Here is an 18,858-nt window from a genome sequence, read left to right as displayed (position 1 = left end):
TCACTGACCCGCGATAATTTGCGCGCGAGTGTACGGAAAAAGCGCCGGGGCGGCACTTTAATACGGTGACTGATGGGTCAGGTCTGTGGCCTTGGCATTCAGCCGGGCTATTAACCGGGGAGAGCGATAGCGGGGGGCAAGGGTGTGCCGTCCTCGTAGCGAGCCAACTCTTTTCGGGCGATCAGCAGCAGATGTTCAACCTGTACGAATGGCAGATCTTCAGCGAATAGCGATATTTTCAATGTGTTGTCAGCGTCGCACCTGAAGACCTCGGCGCAGACTCGATGGGTGGCGTCGATGAGCTCTACCCCCAAACCATCACGAATCACGTCCGAAGCAATCTGCAGCCGATATTCCATGTCTTGTTCCTCGTCTCTGAGACTGTCTGGTCAGCCAGGAGGCCGATAGGCGGTGGGCGCGCATTGTCTTGCATCATTGCAACGATGGTCTGCAGCCGCTCGCCGGGGCAAAGGCTGCTTCATGCCAGAAGCAGCCCTCGACAGAAAACCCGTGCACCCGTAGCGTAGGGCGAAGCCACCTTACTGAGACAGACGATGTTCATCCTGACCGCTGACCTTCGAGATGCCGACCTTCAGCAGCAACGGTTGCAGTGGGCAGCCTACGAATCCTACCTTGAGGGCCTCAAAGGCCTGATCCCCCCAGCGCATACGCGTTTGCGACGGCGGATTGGCATTACGACCCTCAGCATTCCCAATGCCCGCATGATGCTTGGGTCGAATCTTTGCGCATCACCGAGCAAGGCAGCGGTGACCGCCACCAGCACCGAACACTCTCGATTCAACTGACCCTGCTGGGAGCCTATCACGACGGTTACATTGATATTCACTACGAAGGGGTCAGTAGATATCAGATGGCCGGCAACGCCTCTCATCATGGGGACTGGCGTTATGATGAAGTTCGGGCCGCTGATCACGGCCAAGTCATCCACGAAATTGAGCTGGCACAGGCGCTGTGGCTGATAGAGTGCAGGGATATCAGCGTGATCTGGCGCCCCCTGCAGACACCTGAGCTTTGACACCTTGAAACAGGGTCAGGGTGGCAACGGATTCGCCTGATAAACTGCGCCACCCTTGCGTCAAGGCCACTTCATGGAAATACCAGCGCGCTACATCATCCACGAGACCCTGTACTGGACGGTCAACCACCGCATCGACAGCACCCTGCCCGGCTACCTGATGCTCAGTGCCGAGCAGATGACCAACTCCCTGGCAGCGTTGCCTGCCGAAGCACTGGCTGAGCTGGGCGTACTGCAGGCGATGATCCAGAAGGCTATCGAAGCGAATTTTCAACCGAGAAGGCTCTACATCGGTCGGTTTGGTCATGATGCCGGCTACTCGATTCACTTTCACTTCATCCCGATCCATGCCTGGGTAGAAGCAATGTTCTGGCGCGATGCCAGGTACAGACTGCTGCAAAACTTCAGCTCAATCGATGCTGCTTCACCCCAGACTGATGGTGCAGAGCTGACGCTGTTCGTGTGGAGAGAATTCTGTGAGCGGCCTGATCCGCCACCCATAGATGGCCCATTGATCGATGAAGTCATTGCGGTTCTGCGTTACAGCTTTGGTTTTCATTGCGATGAATGAGTGGGGTGGGCGTTCTGGGAATTGTCCGATATCGACCCAAAGCGGACTCCCGCTATTAACATAGCAATCCGGTTTCGCTATTGAGTGGCTAGCTTATCGCGCACAAATTCAATGAAGCGCTGGGTTTTGGCAGGAAGCAATCGAGTTTCAGTCAGGGCATATACCGAGACAGGTGATCCCTGCCAGTCAGGGAGAATCCTTCGCAGTTTCCCTTCCGCCACGTCCTGAGCGGCGATGCCCTCTGGGAGCAAAGTGACCCCCAGATCCAACGACGCCATACGTCGCAACATCCCAACACTGTTGAGTTCGAATCGCCCGCCGATATCGACCTGCTCCGTTTCACCCTTGCCTGCAAGCGTCCAGCGATCCGAACTCGGGCCGCGCAACCGCAAACACTCATGGTGAGTCAATTCCAGGGGAGATTGTGGCTCACCCGAGACTTCCAGGTACTGCGGTGAGGCGTACAAGAAGCGTTGCAAGCTCGCCAACTTCCGCGCAATCAGATTGGAGTCTGGAGGCTCACCCATGCGGATCACGACGTCGACTGGTTCGCTGATCAGATCCACCTGCCGGGGCGTGAGGTCGAAATCGAAGCTGATGCCAGGGTACTGATGAGCGAACTCGGCGATAAGTGGTGCCAGGTAGACATTGGCAAAATCCACGGGAAGGGACGCTCGCAACAGGCCGCTAGGACGAGCCAGCATCTCTCCCAATTGTTCATGAGCGAGTCTCGCCTCATCAACGATCCGCTTGCAGCGTTCGTAATACAGGTGCCCCGCCTCGGTCAGTTCAATTTTCCGGGTTGTGCGATGCAGCAGCCGCAGGCCAATGGCTTTTTCCAGGCCACTGATTCGCCTTGAAAGCGTTGAGTTGGGCATGCCCAGTCCCTCGGCAGCTTTTCGAAAGCTGCGGACTTTAACAACCTCGACAAACAACGCCATGTCATTCAGATACTCCAACGTATTGCTCCATCAGTGGATCAGTGATTTCAATTTTACCGGATTTATCCCGGATACGGATTGATTAATCATAGGCACATCACCACTGAGGAACTCCGCAATGAACTCTCTTTTTTCCGAAGTCAAAGTAGGTCGTTACACCCTCTCCAACCGTATGGTCATGGCGCCAATGACTCGCTCGCGCTCTGACGATGCTGGCGTACCTTCCGATCTGGTCACCACTTACTACTTCCAGCGCGCTTCTGCTGGTCTCATCATCAGTGAAGGTGTGTTCCCGGTTGCCATGGGCAAGGGCTACGTCCGCACGCCGGGTATCGAAACCGCCGAGCAAGTGGCGGCCTGGAAGAAGGTCACCAACGCCGTGCACGCTCGCGGCGGTCGGATCTTCATGCAATTGATGCATTGCGGACGCGTGTCGCACCCTTCGCTACTGCCGGACGGCGCACAACCGCAGGCGCCATCAGCGGTCAAGGCAGCGGGTCAGACCTACACCGCGACCGGGTTGCAGGACTTTGTCACCCCGCATGCGCTCACCGTTGCCGAGATTGCAGACGTCGTCGTGGGGTATCGCAACGCTGCACGTCTGGCGATTGAAGCGGGTTTCGATGGCGTCGAGTTGCATGCCGCGTCCGGCTATCTGCCCGAGCAGTTCCTTTCTACCGGCAGCAACCAGCGCGACGATCAATACGGCGGTTCCGTGGAAAACCGTGCCCGCTTCGTGCTGGAAGTGCTCGCCGCGATGGTCGCCGAGGTGGGCGGTGATCGCGTCGGTATCAAGATTTCGCCGGAGATGAACTTCAACGACATCGCTGATGCCGACCCGCAGGAGACGTACACCTATCTCGTTACGCAATTGCGCGACCTGAAGCTGGCGTACCTGCACGTTGCCCTGTTCGGTGCCCAGTTTGACTACCACACTGCCCTGCGCCCGCTGTTCAACGGCAGCTACCTGATCGGCAGTGGCCAGACCAAAGACAGTGCCGAGTCGCTGATCGCGGGGACGAAAGCAGACGCTGTTGTGTTTGGGGGCGCCTTCCTCGCCAACCCTGACCTTCCTGAACGTTTCCGCGCCGATGCCGACCTGAACGCCCCGAACAAAGACCTCTTCTACGCCCCTGGCGCTGAAGGCTATATCGACTACCCCGCCCTTACCGAAAGGGCCTGAGGAGAAGGTCATGATATCCAGTGCACGTTTGCAGCGCATGAACCATGGCAGCCAATTCAGGGCCTTCAACCTGCGCGGCGACCAGTACGCAAAACCTATTGATCCATTCCTGGGTGTTGATCACGCCTGGATCAGCGGGCCGACGTTTCCACCGCACCCTCATGCCGGTTTTTCGGCAGTCTCCTACCTGTTTCTGGACTCGGAAACAGGCATCGACAATCGCGACTCCCTGGGCAATCGCAACGTGATTCAGCCGGGTGGGCTGCACTGGACGGCGGCGGGGCAAGGCATCGTTCATGAGGAAGTTCCGGCTGAACCCGGCAAGACAGTCCACATGCTTCAGATATTCATCAATTTGCCAGAGCCGAAACAGGACGCTGCGCCGTTTGCATTGAGTCTCGAAGCTCAAGACGTGCCCGTCATCTATAAATCAGGAGCAAAGATTCGCGTGCCGCTAGGCAGCTTTGAGGGAGCTGCTTCCCCCCTGACGGTGCCTACAGAAGTACGCCTTTTGGACATCTCACTGGAAGATGGCGGGGAAGTCTTGATTTCTGTTCCACAGGGCCATGTCGCCTTTGTCATGCCAATTGACGGGGAGATAACTGTGGACGACCAGTCTTTTGATCTGACTGAGCCCAAGGCGGCGGTGAACCTGCCCCAGACCGCAGATCGATTGGTGAAGCTGGCTGCAAAAAGGGGTAACGCCAAGGCGGTCATGTTTTCGGGTGTGCCTTTGAATCAGCCGGTTTTTTGGCAAGGGCCGCTGGCACTTGCCTCCGCCGACGCGTTGGTCAAAGCCGTCACGGGCTATCAACGCGGCGCATTCGGAAAGCTGCACAGCGTGAACTGATACAGACGATCCCCAATCGAGGCGATCCACCCTCACACAATCGCCAGGAGAATCACCATGACGTACGAAAAATTCAGTGCCGACAATGCGGCGCTTCTGCTGATCGACCACCAGGTCGGCACCATGGGCTGGGCTAAATCCATGCCGTTTGAAGAACTCAAACGCAATGCGCTCATGCTCGCCAAGGCCGCTCGCATCCTCAAGCTTCCTGTAGTGCTGACTTCCAGCATGGAAGAGCACGCCCAGGGGCCTCTGCTGAGCGAACTGGAAGAGATCCTTCCGAACCAATACGCCGGTCGCATCAAACGCCTGGGCATCGTCAATGCCATGGACGATGAAAACTTCGCCGCTGCGGTGCACGCTACCGGCCGCAAGAAACTCATCATCGCTGGCGTGACCAACGATGTCTGCACGGTCTATCCAGCGCTGTCGCTGGTACGCGGTGGTTTCGAGGTTCAGGTCGTGGCTGACGGGGGTGCTTCCCCTACCAAAATGGCTGACGACATTGCCTTGCGGCGTATGGATAAGGCCGGTGTGACCCTTACCACGACCAACCAGCTGATCGCCGAATTGGCAGGCAGCTGGGCTACTCCGGAGGGCGGTCAGTTGGTTCAAGTGTTGATGGAAGCATTTGGTGACTGATACGCCATGGCAACCCGAGGCGCTGTCTGATGGCGCCTCTGGTTACACCGATGATGTCGAAGGTGTCCGCCATCGGGGTTCAGTAGCAGTCAATGCGCTGAAGTGTTCGATAGCATCGCTGAAACTGGAGGCTTGATATGCAAATTTTCCGCGCCGAACAACGTACGACACATGGCCAAGGCTCGTTTCACATCGAACGGGTCAAACCGGGCCTGGCTTATGCCAACAGCAAAGACCCGGCGCTGGGGCCACTCAGTGGATTTGACCACGCCACCCTGGGCGTCGGCACAGTCGTGAAGATGCATGAGCATGTGAACGACGAGATCCTCAGCTACATGTGGAAAGGCAGCATGCTTCACGAGGACAAGGCTGGGAACATCATCCCGATTTCCCGCAACAAGCTCATGATGATGAACGCCGGTAAGAGCTTCTGGCATGAAGAAAGCACCCCCGATGAAGCGGTCGAGATGCTTCAGATCTTCGTTCGCCCCCGTGAGGCCGACCTGTCGGGGCACGTACATTTTCTGGAACGCGCTGAAGGCACTCCGGTCGGGGAATGGGGTTGGGTCGCGGGCCCGGAAGGCAGCGAGGCACCCTTGATTATCCGCAACCAGGTTTATGTCTACGATACGGTGCTCAACGCAGACCAACAGATAACGCCGGTCGAGCGGCCCGGCCTGGTGTCCTGGCTATATGTGCTGGATGGCGAGGTGACCGTGGGTGAACACTCGCTTGGCAAAGGCGACGGCGTAAGCTCCGCGCAGGCACCACTGCCCTCCATCCAGGCGGAGGGGGACAGCTCGCTCGTGCTGTTTCTGGTCGACATGACAGCACCCTATTCCCTGGCTGGAACCATCAGCGGAACTTGATCAATGGCTTCGGACGAAGAGATCACCATCATCGGCGGCTCACTCGCCGGACTCACCCTGGCGCTCGCCTGCGCAGCATCAGGTTTGAGGGTTCGTGTACTTGAACAGGCTTTTGACTGGAATGGAGGACGCTTCGACCGTGGCGTATCTGCTGGCGAGGCGAAGCCCCGGAGAAACATTTGCTACTGTGCTTGCGCGTTATGAGCAGGCTCGACTGCCATTCATTAAAGGCTTGGTGAAGCACTCAATGAATATTAGCAACGAGTATGTGCATCTCGCTCGAGCATGACGAGAAGCGGACAGAGTGTTTAACTGTCAGTGTCCGCTTTGGGTCGAAAGCAGCCGGTCGTGCACTGAGGGACAGCGGTGATGTAGCGGCGAGACCGGCTTAATGCTTATCCTCAGGGGTGAACTCCGACCACGCTTGCACTTTGTTCTGTTCAGCCCGCGGGTTCCACTGCACGCCCGATTTGGCAATCACCCCGGGCTTGAGCCGTTGCGAATCGTCATAATCTTCCCAGGGGTGGAAATATAGGGGCTGCAGGCTGTCGAGGCAGTTGAGTTGCTCGGCATACCCGGTCAGATAGTCCTGGCGCTCATGCTCGGTGACGCTGGCCGGCATCCAGGCCGTAAACGGCGGCAGTACGGTGAAGCCTGTGTAAGCCAATATTCCGTTGTGGATCGGCCAGAGAATGTGGTGCAGGTCGCCGTCGATGCCATTTGGTTCATACAGCGATGAAGCCGTGCCGGTGGAGTAGGCGAATCCCCGCGCAAAAACTCTGTCCACCCAATCTTTGAGGATCCCCGGCATCGAGAACCACCAGACCGGGAAGTGAAACAGGACTAAGTCGGCTCGGCTGACCTTGTCCTGCTCGGCCTTGATCTGCGCCGCGAAGGTATTGTGGGCAAATGCATGTTCTTGCTCGCGAGGAAGATTCAAGTAACGCTTGTCTGCACGCTCGCCGACGAAATCATCACCACCCAGTGCAGCCTGCCAACCCATAGCATACAAGTCACTGATAGTCACTTCGTGCCCACCTTTCTGCAGGGTGTCGACGGCGGTACTGTTCAGTGCCGCGTTGAAGGATTGAGGCTCCGGGTGAGCCAGGACGATAAGCACGTTCATCTCGATACCTGTGTAGTTCATGTCAGGGTGATCTACAAAGCGTCTTTACCAAACGCCCATGTCTCTGAGCTCCTGCTGTTGATCAGTAAACCTACTTATGTTGCCATCGGCTCCGTGGCGTTAATCTCATTTTTTCACCCTTCACACTTCACGCCAGAACCGTTCCGAGGTAATTTTTGGCGAATGGATATACTCGTTAAATGACGTAGCCCCTCGCATACCAACACACCGACCGCGAGCCATATCGGCAAAAACGTCATCCATTCCTCCGTTTGGATTTGCTCACCTAGCATAAGCGCCACGCCTACCATCAACACCGGTTCCACGTACCCCAAAAGCCCAAACAGGCTGAACGGTAAGAGCTTACTAGCCACGGTGTAACAAATGAATCCGGCGGCGCTGATGATCGCTAGGAGAGGCATCAGCAGATACAGACGGGGTTCTTCTACGACGGCACTGATGCCTGCGCCGTGCTCAAAGGCGAAATAGGCGGCAACTGGAAAAGTCAGGAGAATATCGAACCAGAGCCCTCCGGTATGAGCGGACCGCAGACGCCGGCGCAAAAGGAAATAGAGAGGAAATCCGATCGCGACCACTAGCGTGGGCCATGAGATACCACCGACTTGATAGATCTCATTCGCTACGCCTACCGCGGCGCAGAGAGCCGCAAATTTCTGCAGGCTGGTGAGATGCTCGCCATAGGCAATACGTCCAACGAACAACATCACAAGCGGCAAGAGAAAATAACCTAATGATACATCCAGGCCATGGCCATTGAGAGGTGCCCACATAAACAGCCACTGCTGGGTTCCCAATAGCGCACTGCTTATGCACAGCAGTGGAAATAATGCCGGGTCGGTTCGAATGCGCTTGCATAGTTCAACTACGTTGCCCCAGTCCTTGGAGAGGATCAAAAATAACGTGATGACGGGAAGCATTAACAGCATCCGCCATCCAAATATTGCCTGGCCATCGAGTGGGTGGAGCAACGTCGCGTAGAAATACAGACCTGCAAAAATTGCAGATGACGCAACAGATAAACTAACGCCTTTTAACAAGGTGCCTCCTCTTGAACTTGGCTGAAGCGTGATTACCGTGGGGTTATTACCCAGGGCGGCGCGCTTGAAAATTTAGATTCAATCCAGCCTTTGAACGCAAGCACCGTGGCGGAAGAAAATTTCGACGACGGCCTCACCAGGTAAACCCCACCCACAGGATCGAGCCGCCATTCGGGCAGCACGCGGACAAGATCCCCAGAGGCAATTTGACGGCTCATTAGCCACTCGCCAGCGCCTAGAATTCCATGCCCTGCTAAAGCGGCCGCCAAGAGAGTCTCACTGTCGTTCGAGGTCAACGACCCCCGGGTCATCACAGTTTCCTGACGGTCTGCTTGGTGCAATCTCCATTCAGGAAAGGATGCAAGGCCGCTGAAGCGAAGGCAGTTATGACTGGCGAGGTCTCTCGGTGCGTGAGGTAAACCGAACTTGTCGAGATACGCAGGGGAAGCGCACAAGATACGATGGTGATCACAAAGCTTAGTCGCGATCAGTCTGCTGTCCTCAAGCTCACCTATACGTACGGCGATGTCGTAACCTTGTTCAATGATATCGACCACGTGCTCACTGTAATCCGCGACGATTGAGACACCGGGATGTGAGCGTAGGAAATCTGGCAGCATTGGACCCAGCCACAACCTGCCCATAGCGGCCGGTAACGTCAATCGCAATAACCCACGGACTTCCGTCGCACCAGAAGTGGCTTCCTGCTCAGCGTCAGCAATCAGTCCAAGCGCAGACCTCAACCGCTGCTCAAGCTTTGCACCCACTTCTGTAATGCGGACTTGGCGAGTAGAACGTTCCATGAGGCGAACACCCAGCCGCTTTTCCATCGCGGCCAGGCGCTTGGAGATTATCGTCGGATGACGTTGTAGCAATTTCCCAGCGGCCACGAAAGAGCCTTGGCCAGCCACCGCAAGAAAGGCTGCTATCTCATCACTATGCTGACTATCAAGGGCGTCAAAGCTCATGGCGTTAGCACAATCGCCCCTACTGATTTTCCCGTTTCGAGCGCTTCGTGTGCCGCCACAGCGTCGGCAAGTGAATAGGTGTTCCAGATGCGGGGTGTGATGATACCTGCCTCGACCGCTGCAAATACATCAGCGGCGCGATCTTGGTATTCAGCTGTGGAAGCGGTGTGCGCAACAATAGAGGGACGCGTTAGAAACAGAGACCCCTTGGTGTTAAGGGTCGAAATTTCCACTGCAGATGGCGCACCCGATGATGCCCCAAACGACACCATCAACCCGCGAGGCCTAAGACTGTCCAGAGAAGCCTCGAAAGAGATTCTGCCAATAGGATCGTAAACGACGTCGACCTTGCGTCCTTGGGTAATTTTTGCAACATCTGACGCAAGCGTCTGGGGATCGAACACCAGCACCTCATCACATCCCACAGATCGAGCACGCTCAATGCTTTCTGGCTTGGAGACGACGCCAATGACGAAAGCCCCCAGGTGCTTGGCCCATTGCCCCATGATTTGGCCAAGGCCTCCAGCTATGCCATACAGCAGCACTGTCGTGCTTGCGCCCACAGGATATGTTGATTTGAGCAGGTACTGAGCCGTAATACCCTTGAACAGCACAGCGGCGGCCTCCGCAAAGGTTATTCCGTCGGGAACCTTGACCAGTCGTTCAGCTGGATAAAGCCGTTCCGTTGCATAGCCGCCTAGCGGGCCAGTCGCATAGGCCACCCGGTCACCTGGCCGAACATTCGTAACACCCGAACCTACCGACACAACAGTGCCTGCGCCTTCAAGGCCTAGGCCAGAAGGAAGGGGCACCTTCACAGCACCACTGCGTTGTGTCACATCGAGGTAATTGACTCCAATGGCCTCATGTTTGATGAGAGCTTCATTAGCTCCCGGAGCCCGCACAGTCACTGGTTCAATGGATAGAACGGACGGTTCCCCATGGTGATCAAAACGGATTGCTTGGGCCACGGCTTTGCTCCACTTGGTCAGAAATCACGATCAGTATGGAAACTCATTCCTACGCATACAAGATAGACTAATTGCATCGTATAGCTGCACCAAATGCAGCAATGATCTACACGACCATTGAATACTTGTTGCACTGCTTAGGCATTGAGCCATCGAGATGCAGCTTCCGCTGCTCGATCTTGCCGGCTCGCGACGTGGGTAGCCGCGAGCGGTGTCCATATAGGCCCCACTCCGATTCATCGCCCGAGGCTTGATGGGGGAGATGAAAGAGACGGATTCAATCGCGCCCAGCGCACGAGCGTCATGGTGGGCGCCGATCAGCAAGCGGCGCTCCTAACTTCAGGTTGTAACCAAGATCCCGCTCAGAGTCTGCTTTGGGTCAGGAGCCGCCTATGACGGCCGTCCGCTTTCGGCCAAGAGCAGACTTTCGCCAGCATCCGGCCCTTGCATTCTACCGCGAGACACCGGAAGACCACGCGACACTCCGGACACTACGGACATCCAACTGACGACAACAAAAGCTGGAAGCTTTGGGCACTGACAGCTCACTGCCCGGCTAGCTGATGCTCAACGCCAAGCAGCTGACCATCTCCCCTGATACGGTGGCCGACAGGCCAGGTACCACACACCGCCCACCAGCCCCTTCCTCCCGACGCCGATTTGTAGGAATTTTCCCAGCTGTCTTTCGGAAAAGTTCCCTGTTACGCAGCCCCCCAAAGCCCCGACCATAGGACTGCAGGCCCAAGTGGCCCCATTCATGGACTTGGCAGTGACGCCCCGCACTAGGGCAGCTGTCATGAGGAGCGAGCAGTGGGATTTTTCACCGACAAGGAAAAAGCATCCTTGCGCATCAGCAACATGATTCTGCATGTGGTGGGGCCCGAGCCTTTCCAGGCCGCCAGGGCGCGCAAGGTCGAGCATGAGCGTTTTTTCATCGACAAGATCGTGGAAACGGCGGTGGACCCGGTGTGGGCCTTCGATGACAACTCGGCCACCCAGCGCCAACTGGAGGGCATCGCCAGCCGACGGGTAGCCTTCGAGCCCGGCGCTCAGAGTCTGGCGGCCAGCTTCGCTCGCCAGCACGTGGCGGGCAGCGCCGACGGCGCGTTGTTCCTGTTCGAGCTGCGCACCCTGGACCCGGATACCTCGATCTACAGCCTGATCAAGTACGACTACCGCGAGGCGCTGGAACAGGACAGTCAGGATCCCGATGGCATGTTGCGCCGAATCGTCAATGCCTTCGTCGACGACAAGCGGGCCGTGCAGAAAAGCGCCTTGATCCGAGTGGTCAATGGGGTCGCCGATGGGGCGGTGGCCGCTCGCGATCGAATGAAGCATCCGCCGGAAATCACCGAGTACTTCGCGCGTTTTCTCGCCGTGACGCGCTGTCGCTCCAACGAAGAGCTGAGTGCGCGCGCGCTCGATGTGGTCAAGACGGCCCTGGCCTCGTGCAAGGCCGACCTGCCCAAGGGTGGCCTGCCCAGGGCGCTGGCGCAGGCCAAGGATCTGCTGGCCACCCGCACCTTCATCAATCAGAAGGCGTTGGTCGAGGCGGTGATCTTCGCCGCCGGCAACCCGCAGGATGACAAACTGCGCAAGCGCCTGGAGAACGCCACCAAGCGCAGGATCAAGAAACAGAAGCTCGACAACCTGAGCTTCGTGCCCGACCGCCAGGTGTTGGCGCGACCTGCGACAAGACGCCTGCGTACGGCCGAGGGGGTGAGCGTATTCTTCCCGGACGGCAAGGCCGCGCTGGTCAAGCGCGTCACGGTAGCCGGCGGCGAGCAGATCATCATTGACACCTGCAAAGTGACCGACGATGACATTGTCGCCGATCGAGCTCGCTGAGTGGCTCGACGGCCTTGCGCAGCGCAATGCTGCCCTGGTCACCGAGAGTGAGCAGCTGGTCACGGTTTCGCTCATGGCCGCAGCCGACGTCCTTGGCGTCATGCGCCTGAGTCAACAGCTGGGTTGGCAGCATGCCGTGTTCGACAGCGAGCACAATCCGGTCCAGCCAGAGGACATCACCGAAGACTTTGCGCCGTTTCGCCTGGACCTGAGCAAACCCCTGGCTGCGCCGGGTGTCTTGTTCATCCTGACCGGCGCCGGCTTGCATCAATGGCTGACACGCGGGCATGGCGCGGGCACCTGGCGTGTGGCTGGCTTGCGCACTCCCCTCTGTACCCGGGGGCGGCTCTTAACGGACTGGGCTTCGGTAGCGCCCTGCCCGGCCAGCCAGGCGCTGGTGTCACCCCGTCGGCTGGTCAAGGAAACACGCCTGGAGCGCAGGGTGCCTGCTGACATCCGGCCGTGGCTCTTGAGCCCGGATGCGGCGACGCAGCCAAGTGACCCCTCACACCGGATCTGGTCGTTTCATGCCTTCGACGCCCTGGCCAGCAGCCTTGCCAATGAGATCGATGGCCATGACCACGGCCTGATCTTCCACGGGCCACCGCGCCTGAAACTGACCCGCATTGGCCTGGAAACCTTGTCGGGACCCGCCCCGGGCCTGCAAGGCTTGCAGGAGGCGGCGACCTGGGTCTACGAAAATCCGCCCGAGTCGAGTCTCAGGCACGGGCTGCTGGCGGTGGCTATTGCCCAGTCTGGCCAGGACGAAGATCTTGCATGCCGCTACCTTGGCCAGCACATGGAGAGCGCGTTGGACAATGCTCGCATCGCCTATCAGCTGTCCTTGTCGCAGGTCTCGCGCGATACGCTGAAGCTGTTGAGCGACCTGCGCAAGGCCGTTGGCGAGGAGACCGCCAGAGCGACAGAAGCGACGCGGCAGACGGCCCTGGCGATTACCACCGCTCTGACCCTGGGTACCGGATTTGCGGCAGCGCAGCTGAATCTACCCATCCAGCCTTGGCTGGTGGGCCTGGTCATGACAATTATCTGCATCTGCTACGCGTTGGTTGCCGGCCCTGCCGCGGCCCATATATTCCAGCAACGGCGGCTGCGCAGTGATTGGCAGACCCGGCTGTACCGCTTCCTGACCGAGGCGGACTACCAGCAGATGGTGGCGCAGCCCTGCGCAAGGGCCGAGCGGGTCTTCATGGTCGTGGCGGCCGTCGGCACCCTGGCGGTGCTGGGGATGAGTCTTGGCTGGAGCGCGGCCAGCCTGCAGGGCCCGGCCTCGACGCCCTGGTCGCCGGTGCTGCCGAAGATGCAGGTACCGGCACCTCCTGTGCGGGGCAAGTAGCGCGTGTGACCGGGGGGTTGCATCTGCAAGTCCAAGCCTCAGTGCGAACAAGGGTCGAGAGCAAAAGCTCGAGGGCTTTGCCCCCTCCCACCGGTGGCTGCTCCTGCGCCGAGTCAACCACATCCGGCCTGGCCGCGAAGCATCAGAACGGCATCTTCAACTTCAACGACACCGTCTGGTTGGTGAAGTCGGTGCGCGCTTCGGCGTCGTAGTTCACCGACAGCTCCGTGCCATTGGCGGCAATCTTGGTCGTCAGGCCGACACCACCGCGCGCCAGCCACGGGCTGGAGCTCTGCCCCACGGTGTTGAAGGTCTGCCCGGGCGCGCCGGCATAGGCCGAGGTCAGCATCGAGTCGTCGTGGATCACGTCGTAGCCCACCCCGAGGTTGCCGGTCACTTGCGTGCCCGGGACGATTTCGTGGCTGAGCTTGCCGTCGACGCCAAGAATCAGCTGGTCGGTCTGGTGCTTGTCGACGTCCAGCAGCAGCGGTTGCAGCGCCGCATTGCCTTTCTCGTGGTAGCTGTCGTCCTTCATCCAGGTGTAGTCGGCGCGCACCGACGGGATGAAGCGCGTGGTCGGGTTCAGGTCGAAGGCCTTGGCCAGGGCCACGCCTGCGGTGAAGCTGCGGCTGTCGTAGTCGGCCTTGGCCTTGCCGCCGACGCCGTTGAGGCTGATGTTGCGCTCGCCGTCGTTGCGGTTCTGGCCCACGCCTGCGTGGAAGCTCAGCTCGGTGTCCGGCGCCAGGGTGTAGCTGCCGTAGCCCATCAGCTGGTACAGGTCGACCTTGGCGCTCTGCGCGGCGACGTCGGCCTTGCTGTTGGTGTCGGCGTTGGCGTAGGAGAACGACACGCCCAGGCGAGTCAGCTCGTTGACCGGTGCGTCCACGCCGAACGCCATGCCGTACACCGAAGCGTCGTAGCCCGGGGTGTTGCCGTGCTGGCTCTGGTTGATCCACGAGCCGAACGGCTTCATCCACAGGTTCTTGTCGCCGTAGAACCCGTCACCGGAGGCCAGACCTGTGTTGGCGTCGATGCGCGACTGGATCACGTCGGTGATGGTCGACAGCGTCGACTGGCTGACCTGGCTGGCGGCCACGGCGTTGGACGGCAGGGTCTGCGAGACCGCGCTGGCGACGCCGGCGCCGCTGGTGGCGCCGACGAAGAACGGCGTCAGGCTGCTGTTGCTGGCGATGGCGCTGTCGAGCACGCGGGCGGCGCTGAGGTTGGTGCTGGCGCCGCTGCTCTGCAGGGCCTGGGTCACGGCGCTGGTGGATTTGGGCGAGGCGACCAGGTCGACGCTGTTGCCGTCCTTGACGCCGCTGAAGTTGTACAGCGCCGAATTGCTGGTCACCGCGTAGGTGCCGTTGGAGTTCAGGGTGCCGGCGCTGAGCACGTTGTTCAGGGTGGCGCCGTTGAACGACTGGCCGCTGTCGACCACGTCGACATTGAATTTGGCCTGGTCCGGCAGGGTGGCGGTGCCGGTGACGTTGAGCTTGCCGAAGGTGGTGGCGTTGACCGCCTGGGTGCTCAAGGTGCCGTTGGCGTCCTGGATGTAGTTGCCGGCGATGGTGCCGGTGGCGTTGGAGGCCAGGGTCAGGGTGCCGTAGTTGGTGAAGTCGGCGACGGTGAACAGGTTGCCGGCGTTCATGGTGTAGGCGGCGCCTTCGGCGATGCTCACGTGGGTTTCAGGGGCCTGAACCGCGCCGGAGAACACCGCGGTGTTGGCGCCGGTGATGGTCAGCTGCTGCAGGCTGGCGTCGGCCAACAGGGCGTAGTTGAAGCCGCTCAGGGTGCCGCTGTTGACGAAGCTGGCGACTGTGCTGTTGCCGATGTTGACGCCCACCCCGCTCCCCGAAATGGTCCCGGAGTTGACGATGCCGCCGCTGACCTGGCTGCCCTGGATCGACAAGCCATTGTCGTAGCCATACAGGCTGCCGGAGTTGACGATGGCGTGCAGCGAGCTGTTGCTGATCTCGTTCTCGTCCAGGTGCGCGCCAATCGCCCCGGAGTTGATCAGGTCGCCGCCGATCACCGTGTCGCGCACCACCAGCCCCTGGAATCCGCCGCTCATGCTGGCGCTGTTCTGCACCGAGCCGCTGATGGTGCTGCCTTGCAGCCAGAACGAGGTCAGGCCGAAGGTATTGCCGCTATTGACCAGGCTGCCGTTGATCACGCTGGCATTGAGGTTGATCGGCGCGATGTAGCCACTGAGCAGGCCGCTGTTGACCAGGTCGCCATTGACGGTCGAATGGTCGAGGCTGATGCCGTCATGGCCGGTGATGCTGCCGCTGTTGACCAGCGTGCCATTGATCACGCTCTGGCTCACAGACAGGCCATTGTTGCCACGGATCAGCGCGTCGGCGCTCTGCACCGTGCCGCTGTTGGAGAAACCGCCGCTCAGGGTGCTGTTGTTCAGCTCGATGGCGCCGGTGCCGACATTCATGTTGCCGCCGGTGCCGCCAGCGCCGTTGTAGTCGCCGCTGATCAGGCCGCTGTTGCTGATGCCACCGGCCAGGGTGCTGCCATTGACCACCAGCCCGCCGCGCACGCCCAAGGCATTGCCGCTGTTGTTGATGCCACCGGCGAGTATCTGCGAGTCCTGCACGGCAATCGCCGCGCCGCCGGATGAGTTGACCAGCGAGCCGCTGTTGACGATACCGTTGCCGATTGTCGAGCCGTTGCTGACGTAAAGGATGGCCGTGGAATGCCCGGAGATGGACCCCGAGTTGCTGACGGTGCCGCCGACCTGGCTGTGGTCGATCTGGATGCCATAGGTGCCCAGCGCCATGCTGCCGCTGTTGACCACGTCCTGGCCGACCGAGGAATCGAGCAGCGCCATGCCGCGGCCGGCGCCGGTCAGGTAACCGGTGTTGATCAGGCTGCCACCCACGGTGCTGCCCTGAAGGCGGATCATGTCCATCAGCCCGCCGTTGATCCGGCCGCTGTTTTGCAGGTCGCCGGCGATGGTGCTGTTGGTCACCGCAAGCCCGGCATTGAAATCGCCGAAGAGCGAGCCGCTGTTGATCAGGCTGCCGGTGACCTGGCTGTTGTCGACCTCAAGGCCGGTGTTCCAGCCGAAGATCGAACCGTTGTTGCGGATCGAGCCGCCGATGACGCTGGCGCTCAGGAGCATCCCGGTACCGGTCTGCCCTACCAGATCCGGGTTCGCCGTGATCTGCCCAGAGTTGACGATCGAGCCGAGCAGGCTGCTGCTGTACAGGTGCACGCCCAGCGTCGGGCTGGTGATGGTCCCGGCGTTGTACAGATCGCCGGCCAGGGTGCTGTTGCCGATGGCAATGGCGGTGCGGCCGCTGATGGTGCCGCCGTCGACGTTGCTCAAGTCGCCGATCAGCGTGCTGGCGTTCAGGCGCAGGCCGTCGTTGCCGTTGACCGAGGCGTTGCCGCCGTCGATCGTGCCGGCGTTGGCGATGCCGCCGATGACGGTGCTGCCCTGCACCAGCAAGCCGCCGCCAGAGCCGCTCGCGCTACCAGTGTTGACGATGCCGCCGTCCAGCACCTGTGAATCCTGTAGCAGAATCGCCGCTCCGCCAGCCGCGTTGCTGATGCTGCCGCTGTTGGTGATGCCGTTGCCGACACTCGAATGGTCGTTGACGTACAGCACGCCCAGCGAATGCCCCGACAGCGAACCGCTGTTGATCAGTGCACCGCCCACGCGGCTGCCATCCAGTTCGATGGCGGCAGTGGACACCTGCACCCGCGCGGTGTTGACCAGGTCCTTGGCGACACTGGCGCTCTGCAGCACGATGCCGCGCCAGCCGCCGACGAAGCCATCGTTGATCAGGCTGCCCCCGCTCAGGCTGCTGTTTTCCAGGCGGATGCCGTCCTGCAGGCCGCCGATGACGCTGGCGCTGTTGTGCAGGTCGCCATCGACGTCGGTGTAGGTCAGCAGCACGCCGGCATTCAGGTTGCCGAAGATGGTGCCGGTGTTGATCACGTCGCCCTTGATCAGGTTGCGGTCCAGTTGCAGGCCGGTGTTCCAGCCGCCCAGCAGGCCGTTGTTGACCACGCTGCCGCCGACCACGTCACCGGTCAGGCGCAGCGCGGTGCCGGTGGTGCCGCTGAAGGCCGTGTTGGCGGTGATGACCCCGTCGTTGACGATGGAGCCCTTGAGGCTGCTGCTGAACAGGTGCAGCCCCAGGTCCTGGCCGCTGATGGTGCCGCTGTTGAGGATATTGCCGGCCAGCCCCGACCCGCCGATCTTGACCCCGGCGCCGCCCTGGCTGCCGCCGCTGATGGTGCCCGAGTTGACGATGTCCTTGGCCACGCTGGACAGCTCGATGTCCAGGCCGGTGCCGATGTTCGGATTGGGCGCGCCGGCCCAGTTCGGCGCGACGATCGCCAGCAGGCCGCTGTTGCTGATGCCGCCGGTCACCTGGGCCTGGCTGATCTGCACGGCGAAGTCGTTGCCGGTGATGCTGCCGCTGTTGGCGAAGCTGCGAAAGCCGCCCTGTTCCACCGCCAGGCCGGTGCTGCCGGCGATGGTACCGCTGTTGCCGATATTGCCCTGCACGAGGGTGCGGTCCAGGGCCACGGCGGTTTGCTGTGACCAGAGGCTGCCACTGTTGGTCAAGGTGCCGCCCAGCGCGTCCTGGCTCAGCCGAATGGCGCCCTGCCCGCCTGCAGCGCTGCCCTGCACGCCGAGGCTGCCGGCAATGCTGCTCTGCTCGACGTCGATCGCATAGCCGTCGCTGTTGATGTTGCCACGATCGAGGATCGAGCCGCCGATGCTGGAGCCGAGCACGCCGATGCCGACGGTGGAGGAGATGGCGTTGCGGTTGTCCAGGTCGCCGGCCACCGCCGAGTCGAGCACCTGGATGCCGGTACCGCTTTCGGTGCGGATGACCCCGGCGTTGATGATCCGGCCATCCAGCGCCGACTGGCTGACCAGCACCCCGGCCCCGGCGTCGCTGTGGATGACCCCGCCGGCGGCATTGCTGATCAGCCCGCTGGCGGCGGTGTGGTCGAGCAGGATGCCGTCGTCGCCGCTCAACTGCCCGGCGTTGCGCACCAACAGGGCGTCGTTGACGCTGCCATTGATGACGGTGGTCGCGGCCTGGCCAAGCAGCACGGCCGGCCCGGACGCGACTGTGATCGCGCCGGTGGTGTTGACGTTCAACGTGCCGCCGCTGGCCAGGGTGCAGGTGATGGTGACGGGTTGGCGAATCACACTGGCGCCGCCGTTGGCGCAACTGCCGGCGGCGAATGCCTGGCTACCCATCAGGCTGCCCAGTCCCAGCGCAACCGCCGTCGCCAGTGCCTTGCGCGTGCTGCCGGGTTTGCCGCGGGTCTTGCTATGTTCCGAGGTCACGACGAAAGCCTGAAGGCTGTCGCTCCAGAGCACGCGATGGGTTCTGTTCATGGCGGGGCGTCCTTGGCGATGTCACGGGGCGGATACAGTGATAGCTGGGGCCTCGGAGGTT

16 protein-coding genes are annotated in these 18,858 nt (G+C 60.4%); 9 read left to right on the top strand and 7 right to left on the bottom strand.

What is annotated here, in order from left to right:
• Positions 1–110 precede the first annotated feature (110 nt).
• Entirely contained in the window at positions 111–359 is a 249-nt protein-coding gene (locus tag SFA35_RS11740; RefSeq protein ID WP_320578495.1) for a hypothetical protein, read from the bottom strand.
• A gap of 383 nt (positions 360–742) precedes the next feature.
• Here SFA35_RS11740 and SFA35_RS11735 point away from each other — a divergent pair, with 383 nt between their 5' ends.
• Together SFA35_RS11735 and SFA35_RS11730 are read left to right on the top strand one after the other, a co-directional pair.
• Complete coding sequence (locus SFA35_RS11735; protein WP_320578493.1) at positions 743–1,036, top strand: hypothetical protein; 294 nt, start codon at positions 743–745, stop codon at positions 1,034–1,036.
• A gap of 73 nt (positions 1,037–1,109) precedes the next feature.
• Positions 1,110–1,607, top strand: coding sequence for an HIT family protein (locus tag SFA35_RS11730; protein ID WP_320578489.1), 498 nt, complete (start codon positions 1,110–1,112; stop codon positions 1,605–1,607).
• A 77-nt stretch (positions 1,608–1,684) separates the two neighbouring features.
• On the opposite strand, the gene SFA35_RS11725 is transcribed toward SFA35_RS11730, so the two are convergent.
• Positions 1,685–2,566, bottom strand: a complete 882-nt coding sequence (locus SFA35_RS11725) for a LysR family transcriptional regulator (RefSeq protein WP_320578488.1) — start codon at positions 2,564–2,566, stop codon at positions 1,685–1,687.
• A 100-nt stretch (positions 2,567–2,666) separates the two neighbouring features.
• Here SFA35_RS11725 and SFA35_RS11720 point away from each other — a divergent pair, with 100 nt between their 5' ends.
• From SFA35_RS11720 to SFA35_RS11700, 5 genes are all read left to right on the top strand, one after another.
• Positions 2,667–3,731, top strand: a complete 1,065-nt coding sequence (locus tag SFA35_RS11720) for an alkene reductase (RefSeq protein ID WP_320578486.1) — start codon at positions 2,667–2,669, stop codon at positions 3,729–3,731.
• A gap of 10 nt (positions 3,732–3,741) precedes the next feature.
• Positions 3,742–4,581, top strand: coding sequence for a pirin family protein (locus tag SFA35_RS11715; protein ID WP_320578484.1), 840 nt, complete (start codon positions 3,742–3,744; stop codon positions 4,579–4,581).
• A 57-nt stretch (positions 4,582–4,638) separates the two neighbouring features.
• The gene (locus tag SFA35_RS11710) at positions 4,639–5,223 is read left to right on the top strand and encodes an isochorismatase family protein (protein WP_320578481.1); all 585 of its coding nucleotides are present in this window, start codon (positions 4,639–4,641) and stop codon (positions 5,221–5,223) included.
• 137 nt (positions 5,224–5,360) lie between these two features.
• A complete protein-coding gene (locus SFA35_RS11705) occupies positions 5,361–6,092 on the top strand; it encodes a pirin family protein (RefSeq protein ID WP_320578479.1) in 732 nt (243 codons plus the stop codon).
• A gap of 3 nt (positions 6,093–6,095) precedes the next feature.
• A complete protein-coding gene (locus tag SFA35_RS11700) occupies positions 6,096–6,296 on the top strand; it encodes an NAD(P)-binding protein (protein ID WP_320578477.1) in 201 nt (66 codons plus the stop codon).
• Positions 6,297–6,480: 184 nt separating this feature from the next.
• On the opposite strand, the gene SFA35_RS11695 is transcribed toward SFA35_RS11700, so the two are convergent.
• From SFA35_RS11695 to SFA35_RS11680, 4 genes are all read right to left on the bottom strand, one after another.
• Positions 6,481–7,218, bottom strand: coding sequence for an NAD(P)H-dependent oxidoreductase (locus SFA35_RS11695; protein WP_320578475.1), 738 nt, complete (start codon positions 7,216–7,218; stop codon positions 6,481–6,483).
• A 134-nt stretch (positions 7,219–7,352) separates the two neighbouring features.
• Positions 7,353–8,276: an EamA family transporter RarD gene (rarD, locus tag SFA35_RS11690; RefSeq protein ID WP_320578473.1), complete on the bottom strand. Its 924-nt coding sequence runs from the start codon at positions 8,274–8,276 to the stop codon at positions 7,353–7,355.
• A 32-nt stretch (positions 8,277–8,308) separates the two neighbouring features.
• Positions 8,309–9,244 carry a LysR family transcriptional regulator gene (locus SFA35_RS11685; RefSeq protein WP_320578471.1) on the bottom strand — a complete coding sequence of 312 codons (936 nt, stop codon included), beginning with the start codon at positions 9,242–9,244 and terminating at the stop codon, positions 8,309–8,311.
• Entirely contained in the window at positions 9,241–10,215 is a 975-nt protein-coding gene (locus SFA35_RS11680) for a quinone oxidoreductase (RefSeq protein WP_320578469.1), read from the bottom strand. The genes SFA35_RS11685 and SFA35_RS11680 overlap by 4 nt, the downstream gene beginning before the upstream one ends.
• A gap of 810 nt (positions 10,216–11,025) precedes the next feature.
• Between SFA35_RS11680 and SFA35_RS11675 the strand changes: the two genes are divergently transcribed.
• Positions 11,026–12,063, top strand: a complete 1,038-nt coding sequence (locus SFA35_RS11675; protein ID WP_320578466.1) for a hypothetical protein — start codon at positions 11,026–11,028, stop codon at positions 12,061–12,063.
• Positions 12,035–13,417 (top strand): hypothetical protein, encoded by a 1,383-nt coding sequence (locus SFA35_RS11670; protein WP_320578464.1) that lies wholly within the window; start codon positions 12,035–12,037, stop codon positions 13,415–13,417. The genes SFA35_RS11675 and SFA35_RS11670 overlap by 29 nt, the downstream gene beginning before the upstream one ends.
• A gap of 142 nt (positions 13,418–13,559) precedes the next feature.
• Here the strand turns inward: SFA35_RS11670 and SFA35_RS11665 are convergent, their stop codons facing one another.
• On the bottom strand, positions 13,560–18,797 hold the full coding sequence (locus tag SFA35_RS11665) for an autotransporter domain-containing protein (protein WP_320578462.1): 5,238 nt from the start codon (positions 18,795–18,797) through the stop codon (positions 13,560–13,562).
• Positions 18,798–18,858 lie beyond the last annotated feature (61 nt).

The organism is Pseudomonas sp. HR96 (assembly GCF_034059295.1).
In the GTDB taxonomy this organism is placed as follows: domain Bacteria; phylum Pseudomonadota; class Gammaproteobacteria; order Pseudomonadales; family Pseudomonadaceae; genus Aquipseudomonas.
Note: the sequence above shows the minus strand (reverse complement) of the source record. Positions and strands in the feature narration are given on the sequence as shown.